The 16,978-nt window shown below is 69.7% G+C and carries 13 protein-coding genes; 7 read left to right on the top strand and 6 right to left on the bottom strand.

Translation table 11 applies throughout. From position 1 onward, the window contains the following. Nucleotides 1–376: 376 nt before the first annotated feature. The 3 genes from EDF46_RS05905 to EDF46_RS05895 form a co-directional block, all read right to left on the bottom strand. Nucleotides 377–2,050, bottom strand: a complete 1,674-nt coding sequence (locus tag EDF46_RS05905) for an MDR family MFS transporter (RefSeq protein WP_123505367.1) — start codon at nt 2,048–2,050, stop codon at nt 377–379. Further along, nucleotides 2,047–2,667, bottom strand: coding sequence for a TetR/AcrR family transcriptional regulator (locus tag EDF46_RS05900; RefSeq protein ID WP_123505366.1), 621 nt, complete (start codon nt 2,665–2,667; stop codon nt 2,047–2,049). Before EDF46_RS05900 ends, EDF46_RS05905 begins: the two co-directional genes overlap by 4 nt. Before the next feature lie 399 nt (nt 2,668–3,066). Beyond that, complete coding sequence (locus EDF46_RS05895) at nt 3,067–5,130, bottom strand: protease pro-enzyme activation domain-containing protein (protein WP_233579900.1); 2,064 nt, start codon at nt 5,128–5,130, stop codon at nt 3,067–3,069. A gap of 209 nt (nt 5,131–5,339) precedes the next feature. Here EDF46_RS05895 and EDF46_RS05890 point away from each other — a divergent pair, with 209 nt between their 5' ends. Then, nucleotides 5,340–6,617: a sensor histidine kinase gene (locus tag EDF46_RS05890; RefSeq protein WP_123505365.1), complete on the top strand. Its 1,278-nt coding sequence runs from the start codon at nt 5,340–5,342 to the stop codon at nt 6,615–6,617. Next, nucleotides 6,610–7,383 (top strand): response regulator transcription factor, encoded by a 774-nt coding sequence (locus EDF46_RS05885; protein WP_123505364.1) that lies wholly within the window; start codon nt 6,610–6,612, stop codon nt 7,381–7,383. Before EDF46_RS05890 ends, EDF46_RS05885 begins: the two co-directional genes overlap by 8 nt. A 119-nt stretch (nt 7,384–7,502) precedes the next feature. On the opposite strand, the gene EDF46_RS05880 is transcribed toward EDF46_RS05885, so the two are convergent. Beyond that, nucleotides 7,503–7,790 carry a hypothetical protein gene (locus EDF46_RS05880; RefSeq protein WP_123505363.1) on the bottom strand — a complete coding sequence of 96 codons (288 nt, stop codon included), beginning with the start codon at nt 7,788–7,790 and terminating at the stop codon, nt 7,503–7,505. Nucleotides 7,791–8,120: 330 nt separating this feature from the next. On the opposite strand from EDF46_RS05880, the gene EDF46_RS05875 reads away from it, so the two are divergent. Then, complete coding sequence (locus EDF46_RS05875) at nt 8,121–8,963, top strand: aldo/keto reductase (protein WP_123505362.1); 843 nt, start codon at nt 8,121–8,123, stop codon at nt 8,961–8,963. A 73-nt stretch (nt 8,964–9,036) separates the two neighbouring features. On the opposite strand, the gene EDF46_RS05870 is transcribed toward EDF46_RS05875, so the two are convergent. Next, on the bottom strand, nt 9,037–9,630 hold the full coding sequence (locus tag EDF46_RS05870; protein WP_123505361.1) for a TetR/AcrR family transcriptional regulator: 594 nt from the start codon (nt 9,628–9,630) through the stop codon (nt 9,037–9,039). Nucleotides 9,631–9,723: 93 nt separating this feature from the next. On the opposite strand from EDF46_RS05870, the gene EDF46_RS05865 reads away from it, so the two are divergent. The 3 genes from EDF46_RS05865 to EDF46_RS05855 all read left to right on the top strand — a co-directional run bounded on the left by EDF46_RS05865 (nt 9,724) and on the right by EDF46_RS05855 (nt 14,705). Further along, nucleotides 9,724–12,192, top strand: coding sequence for a beta-glucosidase (locus EDF46_RS05865; RefSeq protein WP_123505360.1), 2,469 nt, complete (start codon nt 9,724–9,726; stop codon nt 12,190–12,192). Nucleotides 12,193–12,307: 115 nt separating this feature from the next. Then, nucleotides 12,308–13,882, top strand: a complete 1,575-nt coding sequence (locus EDF46_RS05860; RefSeq protein ID WP_123505359.1) for an MDR family MFS transporter — start codon at nt 12,308–12,310, stop codon at nt 13,880–13,882. Nucleotides 13,883–14,036: 154 nt separating this feature from the next. Next, nucleotides 14,037–14,705 carry a metal-dependent transcriptional regulator gene (locus EDF46_RS05855; protein ID WP_123505358.1) on the top strand — a complete coding sequence of 223 codons (669 nt, stop codon included), beginning with the start codon at nt 14,037–14,039 and terminating at the stop codon, nt 14,703–14,705. A 222-nt stretch (nt 14,706–14,927) separates the two neighbouring features. On the opposite strand, the gene EDF46_RS05850 is transcribed toward EDF46_RS05855, so the two are convergent. Then, nucleotides 14,928–16,196: a sodium:proton exchanger gene (locus tag EDF46_RS05850; RefSeq protein ID WP_233579899.1), complete on the bottom strand. Its 1,269-nt coding sequence runs from the start codon at nt 16,194–16,196 to the stop codon at nt 14,928–14,930. 208 nt (nt 16,197–16,404) lie between these two features. Here EDF46_RS05850 and EDF46_RS05845 point away from each other — a divergent pair, with 208 nt between their 5' ends. Continuing rightward, nucleotides 16,405–16,971: an NAD(P)H-dependent oxidoreductase gene (locus tag EDF46_RS05845; protein ID WP_123505357.1), complete on the top strand. Its 567-nt coding sequence runs from the start codon at nt 16,405–16,407 to the stop codon at nt 16,969–16,971. Nucleotides 16,972–16,978 lie beyond the last annotated feature (7 nt).

Here is a 16,978-nt window from a genome sequence, read left to right as displayed (position 1 = left end):
TCGAAAGACGGCATTCAGGGGGACATAGCGCGGTCCGAGCGCATCGGCCCACGCGGCGCGCGGGCTGTCGCCCGAGGGTGGGGCGCGAATTCGCCCGCGGGTGACCGCGGGCGCGGCGTGGTACGGGGTGGCCCGGCACGGGCGTGGTGCGGCACGGCCCGCATCTCGCGGCGCGCGGATCAGGAAACGTGGGGCGGCGGCGCGGGGCAGCACGGCGTGAGCGGGCGCGGCGGTGCAGGATTCCTGAGCTGGCACCCGCCCCGGCGCGGGCCCCGCAGGCACGGCGCGAGCCCGCGCACGACACGCGCCTCGGCGGCGCGGCCACGGCAGAGGGCGCCGGCCCAGACGGACCGGCGCCCTCAGCGCGAACGCGGGGTCAGACGGTGGAGCGGGAGGAGGTCTCGAGTTCCTGCGCCCGGTCGTCGCCCTGCGCCCGGTCGTCGCCCTGCGCCCGGTCGTCGCCCTGGGCGGCCGCGGGGACGACGGCGATCGACCCTGTCGACAGGCCCTCGGCTGGCGACTGCTCGAGAGTCGTCGCGAGCGGCACCTCCTTCACGAAGAGCAGCAGCACGGCGGCCAGGAGCACGAGCGGCACCATGATCAGGAAGATCGGGGTCAGCGCGTCGTTGTAGGAGTCGATCACCGCGGTCTTGAGCGCGCTCGGCAGGTTCTTGACGAGCTCGGGGGTGAGGGAGTCGGTTCCGCCGGTGGCGCCCGCCGAGGAGGACGGCAGGTTCTCGCTCAGGAGGCTGGTCAGGCGCGACACGAAGATGCTGCCGACCACCGCGGCGCCGAGCGAGGCGCCGATCTGGCGGAAGTAGTTGTTGGCGGCGGTGGCGGTCCCGACCTCGCGAAGCGGGAACGTGTTCTGCACGACGAGCGTCAGGATCTGCATCGCAAGGCCCAGGCCGATGCCCATCAGGGCGAAGTAGAGGCACATGATCCACACCGCGGTCGAGGCGGTCATGGTGCTCATGAGGGCGAGGGCTCCGGCGACGATGACCATGCCGACGACGGGGAACCACTTGTAGTGGCCCGTCTTCGAGACGATCTGGCCGGCGGCGATCGACGTGATCAGAAGGCCCGCCATCATCGGGATCATCAGGAAGCCCGCCTGGGTGGCGTTCGAGCCGGTGACCATCTGGAGGTAGGTCGGGATGTAGGCGAGCGATCCGAACATCGCGATGCCGATGATCAGCGTCGCTGCGGTCGTGAAGACGAAGTTCGGAGCCCTGAAGAGGTGGATCGGCATGATCGGCTCGGCCGTCCTGCGCTCGACCATTACGAACGAGAATCCTGAGATCGCGAGGCCGGCGAACAGGCCGATGATCTGCGGGGAGTTCCAGTCGTACTGGTTGCCGCCCCAGGTCGTGACGAGCACGAGGCAGGTGGAGGCGATGGCGAGCAGAGCCATGCCGTAGGCGTCGATCCGGGGCTTGCCCTGGTCGGCGCGGCGCGGCAGCTTCAGGAAGAACACCGCGAGGGCGATCGACAGGATGCCGAGCGGCACGTTCATCCAGAACGCCCAGCGCCAGCCGATGCCATCGGTGAAGAAGCCGCCGAGGAGCGGGCCGGCGACGCTCGAGAAGGCGAAGACGCCGCCCATGATCCCCATGTACTTGCCGCGCTCGCGGGCGGGGACGACGTCGGCGATGATCGCCTGAGCGAGGATCATCAGACCGCCGCCGCCGAGGCCCTGAATAGCGCGCGCCACGATCAGCGACGGCATGGAGTCGGCGAGCCCGCCGAGCACGGACCCGCCGATGAAGATGGCGATCGCGACGATGAACAGGCTCTTGCGGCCGATGAGGTCGCCGAGCTTGCCGTAGACGGGCAGCACGATCGTCTCGGCGAGTATGAAGGCGGTCGTGACCCAGATCATCTGGTCGACGCCGTGGAGCTCGCCGACGATGGTCGGCAGGGCCGTCGAGAAGATGGTCTGGTCGAGCGATGCGAGCAGCATCGTGACCATGAGGCCGGCGAAGACGAGCAGGATCCCGCGCTTCGACGTGCCGGTGGCGCTCGTGGGCGCGGGGGCGACGGTGGTCATGTGATTCTTTCGATGAGAGAGCGGACGAGTTCGATGGCGCGCGTGCGGACCACGTCGGCGGGCTCGGGAGCCCCGTCGTCGATCCACTCGCGCACGGAGGTGCGGACGACGCCGCCGCAGAGGGAGAGCAGGGTCTCCGCCTCGGCGCGGCTCGGGGTGACGCCGGGGCGATCGTGCTGGAGGATGCGCGTGACGGCGGCGACGAGATCGTCGACCATGCGCGTCATCTGCACCATGTGGCGCGAGAGCAGCTGGGGGTGCCGTCTCAGGAGCTCGACACGCGACTCGTGCAGCGCGGCGCCCTCGATCGACGGGCGGATCAGCGAGAGCAGCAGCACGAGCGTCGACTCCAGCACATCGACGCCGTCCGTTGCGGCGATGTGCTCCGTCACCGACTCCCGAGTGAGCACGGCGTCGTGGATGCCGAGGACCGCGTCCTCCTTGGTGTCGAAGTAGTTGAAGAAGGTGCGCGACGAGACGTCGGCGCGAGCGCTGATCGAATCGACGGTCGCGTGCTCGAGCCCGTCTCTCAGGACGAGCTCGACGGCAGCCGCTTCGAGGCGGCGGCGGGTCTCTTCGCGCTTTCGATCGCGGAGACCCAGTTGTTCAGGAACCATGCGTCAATTCTTGCCACACGTGCAAAGTTACGCAACTGCAAACGTGCAGTGCTGAAAACATTCACAGCAGGGGCGCAGGAACTCGACTCCGCCGGGCCTGAACCCTCTCGCCGGCTCGCTGCGGATCGTGGCCACCTCGGGCTCGGCGGTCGTCGGTCGGCCGACGGCCAGTTCCTGCGCCCGGAGCGACTCTCGGCGACTGGGGCGGGGCGCTCGAAAGGCGCCCCGCCGTCAGACGGGGCCTGCGGGGCGAAATGGCTTCCCGACCATCTCGCCCCCGGCCCTTACGGGGTGTGCACTCACGGCAGGACCCGAATCGATGCCGTTGTGCTCAGGTGATTCGGAGCCGTTCGAAGCGCGGTTGGGCGGACTCCGACCCCCCGTTCGAGGGCCAATCCGTCAGTAGCCCGTGCCCGCGGGGTCGATGAAGTCGTTTGCCGAGTCGACGTCCAGCTCGCCGAGTCCCGTGACGGTGTCGTAGCCGACGCGCGTCTTGAGGCTGGAGTCGGTGTCGAGGGTGACCGCGTACGAGTACGCGGAGCTCGAGTAGGCCAGCACGGTGCTGCGCCCCCGCGGTGCCACGTCGGTGATGGCGGTCGACGACGCCTTCTTCAGAGCGTAGAGCGACGGGTTCGCGAATCCCACCCGGACGCCGGTCTGCTGCTGCACGATCGCCATCTGCGCGGCGGCGATGGGTGTCGCGAGCGACGTTCCGCCGACGACGCCGAAGCCGAACGAGCCGGTGGAGAGGGTGGTGTTGTTCGTGATGGGGCGGTAGCCGATCAGGAATCCGGTGAAGGGGTCGGCCAGGGCGGCGATGTCGGGCACGGCGCGACGTCCTTTCGACACGAAGCCCTCCTGATACGACGGCGTGGTGAAGATCGCCGAGAGGCCGCCGCCGGAGCCGCCGAAGAACTGCCTGCCCGGGAGCGTGTGCCTGTACGTCAGCTTGCCGCCCGACTTTGAGATCGGATCGAGGGTGTCGCCCCAGCCGACGGTGAAGAGGCGCCTGCTGGTCTTGGAGAGTCCGATCGCCGTGCCGCCGACTGCGGTGACCCACGGCGAGGAGGCCTGGAAGTCAGGAGAGATGGAGCCGAAGTTGGCCTTCTCGTCGCCATCGTCGCCCGACGCGAAGTAGAGGCCGATGCCTTCGGCGGCGGCTTGGAGGTGGAGGTTGACGTCGCCCTGGACGGAGTTCGCCGAATCGGAGTCGGTGGGTTCGCCGACGCCCCCGTAGCTGTTGCTGACGATGGTCGCGAGGCCCTTGTCGAGGATCTTCGAGAGCGCGATGTCCATGGCGCCGCCGCAGTTCGATGCGCCGACGTAGAGGATCCTGGCTGCCGGCGCAACGGCGTGAACCGCCTGCACATCGAGGGTCTGCTCGTTCTGCCAGCCGCTCGGCAGGCCGCACGCGGCCTTGTCGGTGAAGGTCGATCTGGCTGCCGACAGATCGGTGTACTGGCCCTTGGCGAGCTGCGGTTCGCCGAGGTAGGCCGCGTAGGAGTTGACGTCCGACGTGATGGTGGGCGACGCGTACGCGCCGACGATCGCGACGGTCTGGCCGGCCCCGGATCTCGTCGTGGTGCCGTAGGCGGCGCGGATCTGACGAGGCGTGTAGCCGCAGTTCGCGGTGGCGACGCTCGTGGTGCCGTGGGTCGAGGGGTACCGCGCGTAGTTCTGCGTGATGTACGACGAGCACGGGGTGCTGACCGTCACCGACTTGGGCGTGGACGCGTTCAGGGCGGCCACCGACTTGGCGGTGCTGGTGCCGCGCGTGACGGCGGCGGGCTTTGCGAAGCGGCTCTGGTCGAGCGTGATTCCCGAGACGATTCGCGCGGCGGTGCCGGTGATCGACGGCGTCGACTGCGGAGCGATCCGAGTGACGCCGGCCACCGAGTAGGTTCCCATCCGGGTGTCGAACGCCTTGTTGAAGGCGGCGACCGAGCCGCGGAACACGATGTAGGAGCGGCTGGCCGGCGTGCCGGTGACGGTGATGCCCGTGTTGGCCTTCACCTGCGCGACGGCCTGGTCGAAGTCGGCCTGCGACGGCGAGTACGTGTCGATCCAGTCCTGGGGGGCGACGTACTGCCTGAACTGCGGGCTCGCCGGGTCGGACACCGCGCGCGCGACCGCCTCCGCGCCGGCGGCATCGCGCAGCTTCAAGTACATCTCGCCCTCGATGACGGTCGACGCCGAGGTGGAGCTGGTCAGGTTGGTCGTGGTGGCCCAGGTCGGGACGGCCGACGTGAAGGTCACGCGGGTGGCGGCGTCGGCGGAGCTCACGCTCGCCAGACTCAGCGAGACGATGGTCACCGCGGTCAGGGTGACCGCGACCGCGGTCTTCAGCGCCGTGTTGAAGTTCAGCGCCGTGTTGAAGTTCGGTGTCGTGTTGGAGTTCGGTGTCGTGTTGGAGTTCGGTGTCGTGTTCGCCATCGGTGCGCGTCCGTGCGCTTCTCGTTCCATCATGGATTCCTTCCCCGGTGATCGGGACGGGGCGACCCCCACGACGAAGCTACGTCCGCGGTGTGCCGCACCACAGTCCCCAGTAGGGGGAATGGTCCTGCGTTGCACGCGGCGAGACGCCGGACGAGGCGAGTCGTCACCTCGTCCGTCGGGATGAAAAGGGGGCGCGAGAGGCGTCCTCCGCCCCGTTCGCCCGTACCGTCGGAGCCATGCAGACCACCAATCCCGTCTTCGGACTGACGACGCTCCGAGTCCTGCGCGTCCTCCGACATGCGGCGGCCCCGGCCGCCGGCGCCGTCTACCTGGTCCTCTGGATCGTCGCCGAGTCCGGCCGCTGGCCGCTCGGGCCGAACATCCTGATGTTCTCGCTCTACGCGATCGCCATCGGGCTGGCGGCGCGACTGCCGCGCATCGCGCTGGGGCTCGTCCTGGTCGTCGGGCTCTGCCAAGCGCTCGGCCTTCTCCAGCCTCCGGACTCGACGACGTGGCCGTCGTCGGCAGCCGCGGCCTACGCGGTCCTTCTCGTCGCGGCTTTCGCCCCGCTCCGGGTCCGCTGGCTGGCCCTGCCGACGGTCGTCGTCTCAGGTCTCCTGTTCGCGTTCGCCGCCGCCGTCCCGACCGCCCGTTGGCCGTACAAATGGGGGTCGTGGACCGACTCCGGCCAGTCGCCGCGTGCGGATGCTCTCACTCTCGCCCTGGCCGCGATCTCGCTCGGCGTCATCGCCTGGGCGATCGGGTTCGGCATCTCGTGGGTCATCGCGCGCGTCCGGACCGACGTCGAATGGTCAGGCAGCGAGCTCGAGCGCGTGGACGTCGAGCTGCGCCTCTCGGAGGATCGCGCGCGCATCTCGCGCGACGTGCACGACTCGCTGGCGCATTCGCTCGCCGTGATCGTGTCTCAGGCGCAGGGCGCCGCGGCCCTCAGCCCCCGCCGGCCGGAGGTCGCCACCGAGGCGCTCGGCACCGTGACCGAGGTGGCGCGGGCCGCCCTGGTCGACGTCCGCAACCTCGTCGAGCGCATCCAGGGCGAGGGTGACGTGATCCTGCCGCGGCTCGGCGTCGACGACATCCCCGAGCTGGTCGACCAGATGCGCCAGGTGGGCATGCGCATCGACCTGCAGGAGAGCGGTGCGAGCGACGGCGTCGCCCTCACCTCCGCGCAGGAGGTCGCGGTCTATCGGATCGTGCAGGAGAGCCTCACCAACGCGCTCAAGCACGCGGGGTCGTCGGCGCGCGTCGTCGTCGTGCTCGACCGCACCGAGAACGGCCTCGGCCTCGAGGTCCTCTCGGAGGGGGAGGCTGCGCTCGTGGAGCCCTCGCCCACCGGCATCGGCATCGCCGGCATGAAGGAGCGAGCCCGGCTCTCGGGCGGATGGCTCCGCGCAGGTCCCGCGGCGCCGGCCGACGAGTCAGGAACCCTGCGCTTCGCGGTCACGGCGTTCGTGCCGACGGTGCGATCCCTCGCGCGGGGGCACCAGAATGCCTGAGTCCGCAGTGACGCCAGCCGCAGCCAGCCCGGCCGCAGCCAGCACGGCCGCAGCCGACACGGCCGCAGCCAGCCCGGCCGGGGCGACCCGCGCCGCCGTACCCGTCCGCGTCGCCGTGGTCGACGACCAGCGCCTGTTCTCGTCGGGCATGGCCATGCTGCTCGAGGCCCAGCCCGACCTGGTCTGCGTGGGGACCGCGCTCGATGGGCAGGCCGCGCTCGAGCTGGTCGAACGCGAGGCGCCGGACGTGGTGCTGATGGACCTCAGGATGCCGGTCATGTCGGGGCTCGACGCCACCAGGCGGATCCTGCGCCAGGCTCCCCTGGACGGATCGCCTCGCGTGATCGCCCTCACGACCATCAGGAAGGACGAAGCCGTCTACGCTGCGCTCGCAGCGGGCGCGTACGCCTTCCTGACCAAAGACGCCGAGCCCGACGTCGTGCTCGGCACCATCCGGGCCGCTGCCGCCGGAGCGCCCGCGCCGACGGAGGAGGAGGCGATTCGGCTGGTGCAGGAACTCGCAGCCGCCGGCGTCGTCCCCCAGCGGGGCGACGACGCGCTCGCCGGACTCACCGCCCGCGAGCGCGAGACGTTCATGCTGGTGGCGCGCGGCCTGAGCAACGCCGAGATCGCCCGCGACCAGTACGTCACGGAGGCCACGGTGAAGTCGCACGTGCGCGCGGTGCTGTCGAAGCTCGGGCTGCGGGGGCGCATTCAGGTGGTCGTCTTCGCGTACGAGCACGGGCTGGCGGGGGAGCGGCGCTGAGCGAAGCGGCGCGGCAGGGGAGCGCCACTGCGGGGAGCGACGCCGCGGGGCGGATCTCCTGCATCGACGACGAACGGCGCCCACCCCGAGGGGTGGGCGCCGTTGGTGGCAGGAGCCGACTAGGCCGCGAAGGCCAGGTGGCCGAGCTGCACCTCGTGCGCCTGGAGGATGGTGCGGCTGGGCTCGTCGCGCCAGGTGCGGCCCGGAACGACCCAGCCCTCGGCGCCGGTGGCCTGGACGTGGGCGCCCGGGGCGACCTCGGAGCCGAGGTCGGCGAGCGGAAGGCGGACGAGGAACTCGCGGGAGCTGTCGTCGACGACGACGAACTCCACGAGGTTGTCGTGGGTGAGGGCGGGCGCCGTGGTGACGGTGCCGCCGATGCGGATGAGGTTGAGTGTCTGTGTCATGGTGCGGTCTTTCGATGCGTGGTGGCGACGCTCTGCTGTTCAGGGCTCTGCTCTCTTCGAGCAGCGGCCCCCAGGCGGGTGGATCGCGGTGAACGATCGGCCTGGGAAGGCAGGTGTGTCGCACACGCCGAGTGTCGGCGTGCTGGTGTCAGCCTGTGAAGTCTGACGGGATGGACTCGGTGGAATGTGCCCCGGGAGGAGCAGTACGAGTCGGTGCGGGTGCGAGTCGAGTAGATGGTTCGTCTCAGAACACCATCGACCAAGTTACCAGGCTCGTTAGGTGTCGTCAAACCTGGAATGACACCAGTGCGAGGGGTGTTCGATGGATCCATGACCGATTCAGCAGTCCCCACGATTACCTTGAACGACGGCCGCACGATCCCGCAGCTCGGCTTCGGCGTCTTCCAGATCGAGCCCGCCGACACGAAGGCCGCCACTCTGAAGGCGCTCGAGGTCGGCTACCGCCACATCGACACCGCCGAGATGTACGGCAACGAGAAAGAGGTCGGCGAGGCGATCGCCGAGTCCGGCATCGACCGCGACGAGATCTTCGTGACGTCGAAGCTCAACAACGGCTTCCACGACCACGACGACGCCCTCACTGCGTTCGACGGCACGCTCGAGGCTCTCGGCCTCGACCACATCGACCTGTTCCTGATCCACTGGCCCCTCCCCGGCGTCGGCGACTTCGTCGAGACCTGGAAGGCCCTCGAAGAGATCTACGCCTCGGGCCGCTCGCGCTCCATCGGCGTCTCGAACTTCCAGGAGCACCACCTCCGTCGCCTCGCCAACGAGACCACGGTCACCCCGGCCGTGAACCAGATCGAGGTGCACCCGTACCTGACGCAGGAGCCCCTCCGTGCCTTCGGCGCTGAGCACGGCATCGCGACCGAGGCCTGGTCGCCCATCGCACAGGGCCTCGTGCTCGACGACCCGACGATCGTCCGCATCGCCGAGAACGTCGGCAAGTCGCCCGCTCAGGTCACGCTCCGCTGGCACATCCAGCGTGGCGACATCATCTTCCCGAAGTCGGTGACCGAGTCGCGCGTGAAAGAGAACTTCGACATCTTCGACTTCGAGCTCTCCGACATCGACATGACCGACATCTCGATGCGCAACAAGGACGAGCGCACCGGCCCGAACCCCGACGAGTTCAACTACGTGCCGGCCTGATCCAGGTCGCCGGTCCCTCTGATGTGACCAGAGCGGGGCGCAGGAACTCGGGTTCCTGCGCCCCGCCGCCGTCTCAGGACGCCGCCGGAGGTGCGAGCAGCGCGACCGCCGCGTCGAACGCCTCGGTCATGTCCATGGTCCGGTCGTGCATCCACTGCAGCTGGAGGCCGTCGCTGACGGCGATCAGGAGCCGCGCGGCGACGGCGGGGTCGATGTCGGTGCGCGCCGTTCCTGCGGCCTGCCGCTGGCGGATGGCCTCGCCGACGCGGGTCTCGAGATCTTTGTAGCGCTCGCCGATGTAGGCGTGGCCGGGGTGCTCGAGCGACTCGCTCTCGACGACGAGCCGCGAGTAGAGCTCGACGAGTCCGGGCACCTCGTGGTTGTGCCGGACCGCGCCGCTCAGGAGCTCGACCACGTCGCCGTCGGTCGGGGTGAAGTCGGCCGAATCGGCCGCGTCGCGCTCGCGGAGCACCTCGGCGAGGAGGCCTTCGCGCGAGTCGAAGTAGTGGAGGACGCCGGCTTTGGTCAGACCGACCGCGTCGGCGATCTCCTGGAGCGAGGAGTTGCGGTAGCCGCGCTCGCTGATCACGCGAAGGGCGGCGGCGAGGATCTCGCGCCGGCGCGCATCGCCTTTGGCGTAGCGGCGGGGTGGAGCGTCGTTGGTCACGGGATCACCCTAGCCGCACAGTACTTACCTACCGTCGGTAGGTTTTAGGGGTATGGTCGACGGGAGGTCCGTCATTCAGGAAGTGAGTCACACATGTACGACAGCGCCGAAGAGACCGCGCGTCTCGAAGAACTGGCAGCGAAGCTGACCCTCCCGGAGAAGGTCCAGCTGCTGACCGGTCGCGACTTCTGGAACACCTGGCCCATCGAGAAGATCGGCCTGCGCCGCATCCTCGTGTCGGACGGCCCCTCGGGCGTCCGCGGCGAGGTCTGGGACGAACGGTCGCCGTCGCTGAACCTGCCGTCGGCGACTGCGCTTTCGTCGTCGTGGGACCGCGACATCGCCGCCCGCTACGGTGCCGCCTCGGCCGTCGAGGCTCGCCGCAAGGGCGTCGACGTCGTGCTCGGACCGACCATCAACCTGCATCGCTCGCCCCTGGGCGGTCGCCACTTCGAGGCGTTCTCGGAAGACCCGGTCCTGACGGCCGAGCTCGCCGCCGCCTACGTCGAGGGCGTCCAGGCGAACGGCGTCGGCGCGACGCCCAAGCACTACATCGCCAACGACTACGAGTCGGAGCGCTTCACGGCCTCGACCGAGGTCTCGGAGCGTGCCCTGCGCGAGCTCTACCTGCTCGCCTTCGAGAAGAGCATCACCGAGGCGCACGCCTGGCTCGTCATGTCGTCGTACAACTCGATCAACGGCACCACGGCAACCGAGAGCGAACTGCTCGAGACGCCGCTCAACTCGGAGTGGGGCTTCGACGGCGTCGTGATCAGCGACTGGACCGCCGTCCGCACGGTCGAGAGCGCGAAGGCGTCGCAGGACCTCGTCATGCCCGGGCCCGACGGCCCGTGGGGCGCGGCGCTGGTCGCCGCCGTCGAGGCCGGCGAGGTGTCGGAGGAGGCGATCGATCGCAAGGTGATCCGGATCCTGCGCCTGGCCGCCCGCGTCGGCGCGCTCGAGGGCTTCGCCCCCGTGCAGGCCGCGCCCGTCTCGGCCGAGGACGGCATCGCGTTCGCCCGTACGGCCGAGGCCGCGGGCAGCGTGCTGCTGTCCAACGACGGGACCCTCCCGCTGGCCGCCGCCGATCTGAGGAAGGTCGCGGTCGTCGGGCACAACGGCCTGCAGGCCCGCACCCAGGGCGGCGGCAGTGCGACGGTCCTCCCCGAGAGGATCGTCACGCCGCTCGAGGGCCTGACCGCCGCGCTCCCCGACGCCGAGGTCACCTACTCGATCGGCGCCGTCGTGCAGGAGGGCATCGCCGAGCTCCCGCTCGAGGAGATCGTCAACCCGTCGACGTCCGAGCCCGGCATGCTGGTGCGCTTCCTCGACGAGGACGGCACGGAGATGTTCCGCGAGGACCGCCGTGCCACCGCGCTCGTCTACTTCGGCGGCGACGCCCCGATCGACACCTCGCACCGCATGGAGCTGTCGATGACGTGGACCCCGACCCGCTCGGGCGACGTGCTGTTCGGCTTCGCGGCGGTCGGCCACGGCCGCATCCTCGTCGGCGGCGAGCTCGTGCACGAGGAGACCTCGGAGGAGACCGGCGGCATGGACCTCGGCGCGAGCCTCCTGGCCCCGCCGTCGATCGTCACGCCGCTCACCGTCGCGGCAGGAGAGCCCGTCGATCTGACGGTCGAGTTCGACATGAAGACCCGAGACGCCTCGATGGCCGGTGTCTTCGGCATCACTGCGGGCCTCGAGGCCGACAACTCCGACCCCGAGGCGCTCATCGCGGAGGCGGTCGCCGCGGCGGCGGACGCCGACGTCGCGATCGTCGTCGTGGGCACGAACTCGCGCGTCGAGTCGGAGGGCTTCGACCGCAAGGACCTCGACCTGCCCGGTCGTCAGGACGACCTCGTGCGCGCCGTCCTCGCCGCGAACCCGAACACGGTCGTCGTCGTCAACTCCGGCTCGCCAGTCGTCATGCCCTGGCACGACGACGTCAAGGCCCTCCTGCTGACCTACTTCGGCGGCCAGGAGTACGGCAACGCCCTCGCCGACCTGCTGTTCGGCGCTGCGGAGCCCGGCGGGCGCCTCCCCACCACGTGGCCGGAGACCCTGAGTGACGTGCCCGTGCTCGACGTCACGCCCAAGGACGGCCTCGTCGCCTACGACGAGGGAATCCACATCGGCTACAGGGCGTGGCTGCGGGCCGGACGCATCCCGGCGTTCGAGTTCGGGCACGGGCTCGGCTACACGACGTGGAACCTCGACGGGCTCACGGCGACCGCGGCGGCCGACGGCGGATTCACGGTCTCGGTCGACGTCGCGAACACGGGTGCGCGCGAGGGCAAGCAGGTCGTGCAGGCCTACCTCTCTCGCAGCGAGTCCGCCGTCGAGCGCCCCGCACGATGGCTGGCCGGGTTCGCGCCGGTCGTGGTCGCGGCGGGGGAGACCCGGACGGTGGTCATCGACGTTCCTGCGCGCGCCTTCGCCCACTGGGATGCCGGCTGGCAGCACGAGGCCGGTGCGTTCCAGCTTCACGTCGGCACCTCGGTCACTCAGACCCCGCTCGAGGCGGATGTCGAGCTCGCCTCGGATGGCTCTCTCGTCTGACGTCCTCAGGCCTGAACCCGGTGCGCGCCGTGAGGCGGGCACCGGGTTCTCCTGAACCGCTGGTGAATGTCGGCGGGTGAGGGAATACTGACCGAACCACCACGTTCGACCCTTCATGCGGCCAGCGCCCCGCAGTCACCCTCGGCGCCCATCACGATCACTGGATTCACTCTTGACGACCGACACTCGCTCCACGCCGCTCGCCGGCGCCGCCACCGCTTCGACTCCTGCCCACGATCCGGCAGCCCTCTCGAAAGACGACGCGGCCCGCAACCGCGTGGTCATCGGGCTCCTCATCGTCTCGGCCTTCGTGGTCATCCTGAACGAGACGATCATGAGCGTCGCCCTGCCGACGCTCATCATCGACCTGAAGGTCTCCGCCGCCACCGCCCAGTGGCTGACCACCGGCTTCCTGCTGACGATGGCCGTGGTCATCCCGATCACGGGCTTCCTGCTGCAGCGGCTGCACACCCGTCAGGTGTTCCTGATGGCGATGACGCTCTTCAGCGTCGGCACGCTGATCGCCGCGATCGCTCCGGGGTTCTCGATCCTGCTGATCGCCCGCGTGGTCCAGGCCTGCGGAACCGCGATCATGCTCCCGCTGCTCATGACGACCGCCATGACGCTGGTGCCGCCGGCCGCTCGCGGCCGAACGATGGGCAACATCTCGATCGTCATCTCGGTCGCGCCCGCGATCGGCCCGACGATCTCGGGCATCATCCTGAGCGCGCTGAGCTGGCGCTTCATGTTCATCATCGTCCTGCCGATCGCCATCGCCGCGCTGATCCTCGGCGCCGTCAAGATGAAGAACGTCACCGAGCCCCGCAAGGTGCCGCTCGACGTGCTCTCGGTGATCCTGTCGGCGTTCGCCTTCGCCGGTCTGCTGTACGGCCTGTCGGGTGTCGGCGAGGCCGCGGCCGGCTCAGCCCAGCCGGTGCCGCCGCTCGTGCCGGTCGCCGTGGGCGTCGTCGCTCTCGCCCTCTTCATCCTGCGTCAGACGCGCCTCGCGCGCGGCGGCTCCCCGCTGCTCGACCTGCGCACCTTCCTGACGAAGAACTTCTCGATCTCGATCGCCATGATCGCCGTCTCGAGCATCGCGCTCTTCGGCACCCTGATCATCCTGCCGATCTACATGCAGACCGTGCTGCACCTCCCGACGCTCGAGACCGGCCTGCTGCTGCTTCCCGGCGGCATCGTCATGGGCGTGCTGTCGCCGGTCGTCGGCCGCCTGTTCGACAGGTTCGGCCCGACGGCGCTGCTCATCACGGGCTCCGTCCTCGTGAGCGGAGCGCTGTGGACCATGGCGCTGGCCCTCCATGCCGACACCCCGGTCTACATGATCCCGGTCGTCCATGTGATCCTGAGCATCGGCCTCGCGATGACCTTCACCCCGCTGTTCACGTCGTCGCTCGGCTCGTTGAAGCCCGAGCTGTACTCGCACGGCAGCGCGATCCTGAACACCGTCCAGCAGGTGATGGCGGGCGTCGGCACGGCGCTGTTCGTCACCCTGCTCTCCACCGGCATCGCGTCGGGACTCTCCGACGGGGCGAACGAGGTCGACGCGACCGCGGCGGGCGTGCAGATGGCGTTCTTCGCCGGCGCCATCGTCTCGCTGCTGTCCATCGCGGCGGCGTTCTTCGTGCGCAAGCCGCCGGTGGTCGAGGGCGCGCCGGTGCCGATGGCGCACTGAGCCGCCGGCGATCTCGCTCGGCCCCGCCGAATCGGCACACTCCCTCCGTCGCGACGGCGGGGGTGAGCCGACTCGGCGGGGCCGAGCTGTTTCTGCCCGCCGGCGTGACCGACAGACCGACCCGGCGGGGCCGACCGCGCCCTAGGCTTTGAGGATGCCGGAAGAACGCCTGGGAACGATGACCGAGGACTACGTCAAGGTCATCTTCAAGTCGCACGAGTGGTCGAACGAGGGCCTCACCACGAACGACCTCGCCGCCGTGCTCGGCGTCGCCCCATCCAGTGTCTCGGGCAACCTCAAGAAGCTCGCGCGCGAGGGCTTCCTCGACTACGAGCCGTACGGCCGGGCGACCCTCACCCGGTCGGGTCGACAGCTCGCCGTCCAGGTCGTGCGACGTCACCGCCTGATCGAGACGTACCTGGTGGAGCACTTCGGCTACGGCTGGGACGAAGTCCACGACGAGGCCGAGGTTCTCGAGCACGCGATCTCCGACCGGCTGCTGGCGAAGATCGACGCGGAGCTCGGCTTTCCCGACCACGACCCGCACGGCGACCCCATTCCCGCGGCAGACGGCACCGTGACGCATCCCGAGGGCATTCGACTGCAGGAACTCCCTGACGGCTCCGAGGGCACGGTCGTCCGGGTCAGCGACCACGACCCCGCCCTCCTCCGCTACCTCGACACTCTGGCGGTCGCGGTGGGCACGCGCGTCCGCGTCGTCGAGCGGCACGATTTCGCCGGGAGCCTCGCCGTCGCGGTCGGCGACGGCAACGCGGTCGAGCTCGCGAACGTCGCCGCCGGCGCCATCTGGGTGGCTGTCTGAGGGCTGGCCGGAGATCCTGCGCGCGTGCCCTCGAGCAACTCAGGCATTCTGGCGCGTCGGCGCCGCGCGGCCCCCTCGCCCGGGCCGCACCGGTGCGATTCGCCTGACGGCGCACCGGGCACCCCCGCGAAACCACGATCGGGACTCCGCACCAACGGATCTCGTGGCGCGGAGTCCTGATCGTGGGCCGGAACGCGAGGGGCGGCGCTCTGAGGGGCCGCGCTAGCGGCTGCCCGCGCCTTCCAGTTCGCGCTCGGCGGGGCCCTCCGCAAGGGCGGCCGACGTGCGGAACGGCGCCGTGATCGTCGGAAGGATGTCGCGTCGGTGGATCCAGAGGGCGACGATCGCGACGACGATGTGCACGGCGCTCAGGACGTATCGGCCGGTCTCGTCGGTCACGAAGAACTGCACGGCGAATAGGGCGACCAGCGCGATCGCGGCCCAGCGGTGGAAGCGCAGCGCGACGATGATCGCGACGCCCATCACAGTCTGCGACGCGGTCAGGACGAACTCCTCGATCTGGCGTCCGTCGAGGGGGAGCGCCGTACCGCCGCCGCCGAGCGCGTGGGCGATGGGGAGGGATCCGACGAGCAGGGTCCACTGGTTGATCTTCGAGGCGATGAGCGTTCCGATGGCGGCTGCGCCCTGGCCTCGCAGCGCGAACAGGACGGCCACGATGAACTCCGGAGCCTCGGTCGCGAGCGGCGCGAGCCACTGAACGAGGAAGTAGCTGTCGATGCCGAGGCTCGACCCTGATTGCACGAGCGCATCGGCGAAGGGCTCTGCGCTGGACAGGATGATGGCCGCCGAGACGACGAACATGCCGACGAACACGACCTTGCGCCGCGGGGCGGGCAGGTTCGCGATGTGCGCGGCTGTGCCGACGAAGTCCTCCTCGCCGTCGTCGGCGGCCCGGCCGGCCTTCCAGAGGTATGCGCCGAAGATCAGGATCAGGATGACGCCGAACCAGAGGGCGATCTCGCCGCTCGCAGGGATGACGAAGGCGAGGACCGCGACGATGGCGAGGACGCCCACGTCGAGGCGCGACGAGCCGGGCAGGTCGAGGTACTTCGGCACGACAGTGCCTGAGGCGCGGCGGGAGGCTGCGGCACGGCGGGCGGCGAAGAGGGCGACGAAGACGACGAGCGGCCAGCCGAAGCCGAGCAGCAGGCGGTTCGAGCCGGTCATGTTCGCGGCGGCGAACTGCTCGTAGGCGGGGTCGGATCCTGAGCGGAATGCGTAGTACAGGTCGACGGCGTATTCGGGCAGGACGGCGATCAGCGCGAGGATCGCGATGGCGAGCGCGCCCGAGATGTCTTTCTGGGCGGCCTCGGCGGCCCAGGCGAGCATGAACGACGCGGCGACGACGGCGCCGCCGAAGACGAGGAGGTCGACGACGGGGTGGGGCGCGAACCCGGTCACCCGGAAGACGATGGCGGGGGAGGCGATGAGGAGACACAGGACGATTCGCCTGATCAGGGGTGCGGGCACGGCGGCTCTCTCGGTCACTCGCGACCGGGCCGGTTGCCCGTCGCAGAGACCACCGTGTCACAGTGATTTTCGGGGCGAAACCTTTTCGGAATGCCGAAATTCACATCACGTGTTGCCGATTATGACCCTACGTCACGGGCAACGGGAATAGCGTTGGCGGGTGCGGACTTATGCGTTCGTATCCAATTCGTTTCTTGAAGGAGAAAACATGTCCGACACCTCGATCCTCGTCCTCGTGGGAAGCCTCCGTGCCGCCAGTACCAACCGCCAGCTCGCCGAAGCTGCCGCGCAGGTCGCACCCGAGGGCGTCACGCTGACGATCCACGAGGGCCTGGGCCACATCCCGTTCTACAACGAGGACATCGACGTCGACGGCGCCGTGCCCGAGGGTGCCGCCAAGCTCCGCGCCGCCATCGGCGCCTCGGACGCCGTGCTCGTCGTCACGCCCGAGCACAACGGAACCATCCCCGCGAGCCTGAAGAACGCCATCGACTGGGCCTCGCGCCCCTTCGGCGAGTCGACTCTCGTCGGCAAGCCCCTCGCCGTCATCGGCTCCGCGTTCGGCCAGTTCGGCGGCGTCTGGGCTCAGGACGAGACCCGCAAGGCCTTCGGCATCACCGGCGCCAAGGTGCTCGAGGATGTCAAGCTCGCGATCCCCGGCTCGGTCGTCCGCTTCGCGGAGACGCACCCGAAGGACGACGCCGAGGTCGTCGGCCAGCTGAGCGAGGTCGTCGACAAGCTCGTCTCGGCCACCACCGAGGTCGCCGCCGCGTAACGCAGCC

It is taken from the genome of Frondihabitans sp. PhB188 (assembly GCF_003752365.1).
Taxonomy (GTDB): Bacteria; Actinomycetota; Actinomycetes; order Actinomycetales; family Microbacteriaceae; genus Frondihabitans.
Note: the sequence above shows the minus strand (reverse complement) of the source record. Positions and strands in the feature narration are given on the sequence as shown.

Excerpts from the sequence above, each read along its gene's own strand:
- EDF46_RS05845 (WP_123505357.1), top strand. The coding sequence starts at position 16,405 with ATGTCCGACACCTCGATCCTCGTCCTCGTGGGAAGCCTCCGTGCCGCC.
- EDF46_RS05880 (WP_123505363.1), bottom strand. The coding sequence starts at position 7,790 with ATGACACAGACACTCAACCTCATCCGCATCGGCGGCACCGTCACCACG.
- EDF46_RS05885 (WP_123505364.1), top strand. The coding sequence starts at position 6,610 with ATGCCTGAGTCCGCAGTGACGCCAGCCGCAGCCAGCCCGGCCGCAGCC.
- EDF46_RS05860 (WP_123505359.1), top strand. The coding sequence starts at position 12,308 with ATGCGGCCAGCGCCCCGCAGTCACCCTCGGCGCCCATCACGATCACTG.
- EDF46_RS05855 (WP_123505358.1), top strand. The coding sequence starts at position 14,037 with ATGCCGGAAGAACGCCTGGGAACGATGACCGAGGACTACGTCAAGGTC.
- EDF46_RS05865 (WP_123505360.1), top strand. The coding sequence starts at position 9,724 with ATGTACGACAGCGCCGAAGAGACCGCGCGTCTCGAAGAACTGGCAGCG.
- EDF46_RS05895 (WP_233579900.1), bottom strand. The coding sequence starts at position 5,130 with ATGGAACGAGAAGCGCACGGACGCGCACCGATGGCGAACACGACACCG.
- EDF46_RS05905 (WP_123505367.1), bottom strand. The coding sequence starts at position 2,050 with ATGACCACCGTCGCCCCCGCGCCCACGAGCGCCACCGGCACGTCGAAG.
- EDF46_RS05890 (WP_123505365.1), top strand. The coding sequence starts at position 5,340 with ATGCAGACCACCAATCCCGTCTTCGGACTGACGACGCTCCGAGTCCTG.
- EDF46_RS05900 (WP_123505366.1), bottom strand. The coding sequence starts at position 2,667 with ATGGTTCCTGAACAACTGGGTCTCCGCGATCGAAAGCGCGAAGAGACC.
- EDF46_RS05875 (WP_123505362.1), top strand. The coding sequence starts at position 8,121 with ATGACCGATTCAGCAGTCCCCACGATTACCTTGAACGACGGCCGCACG.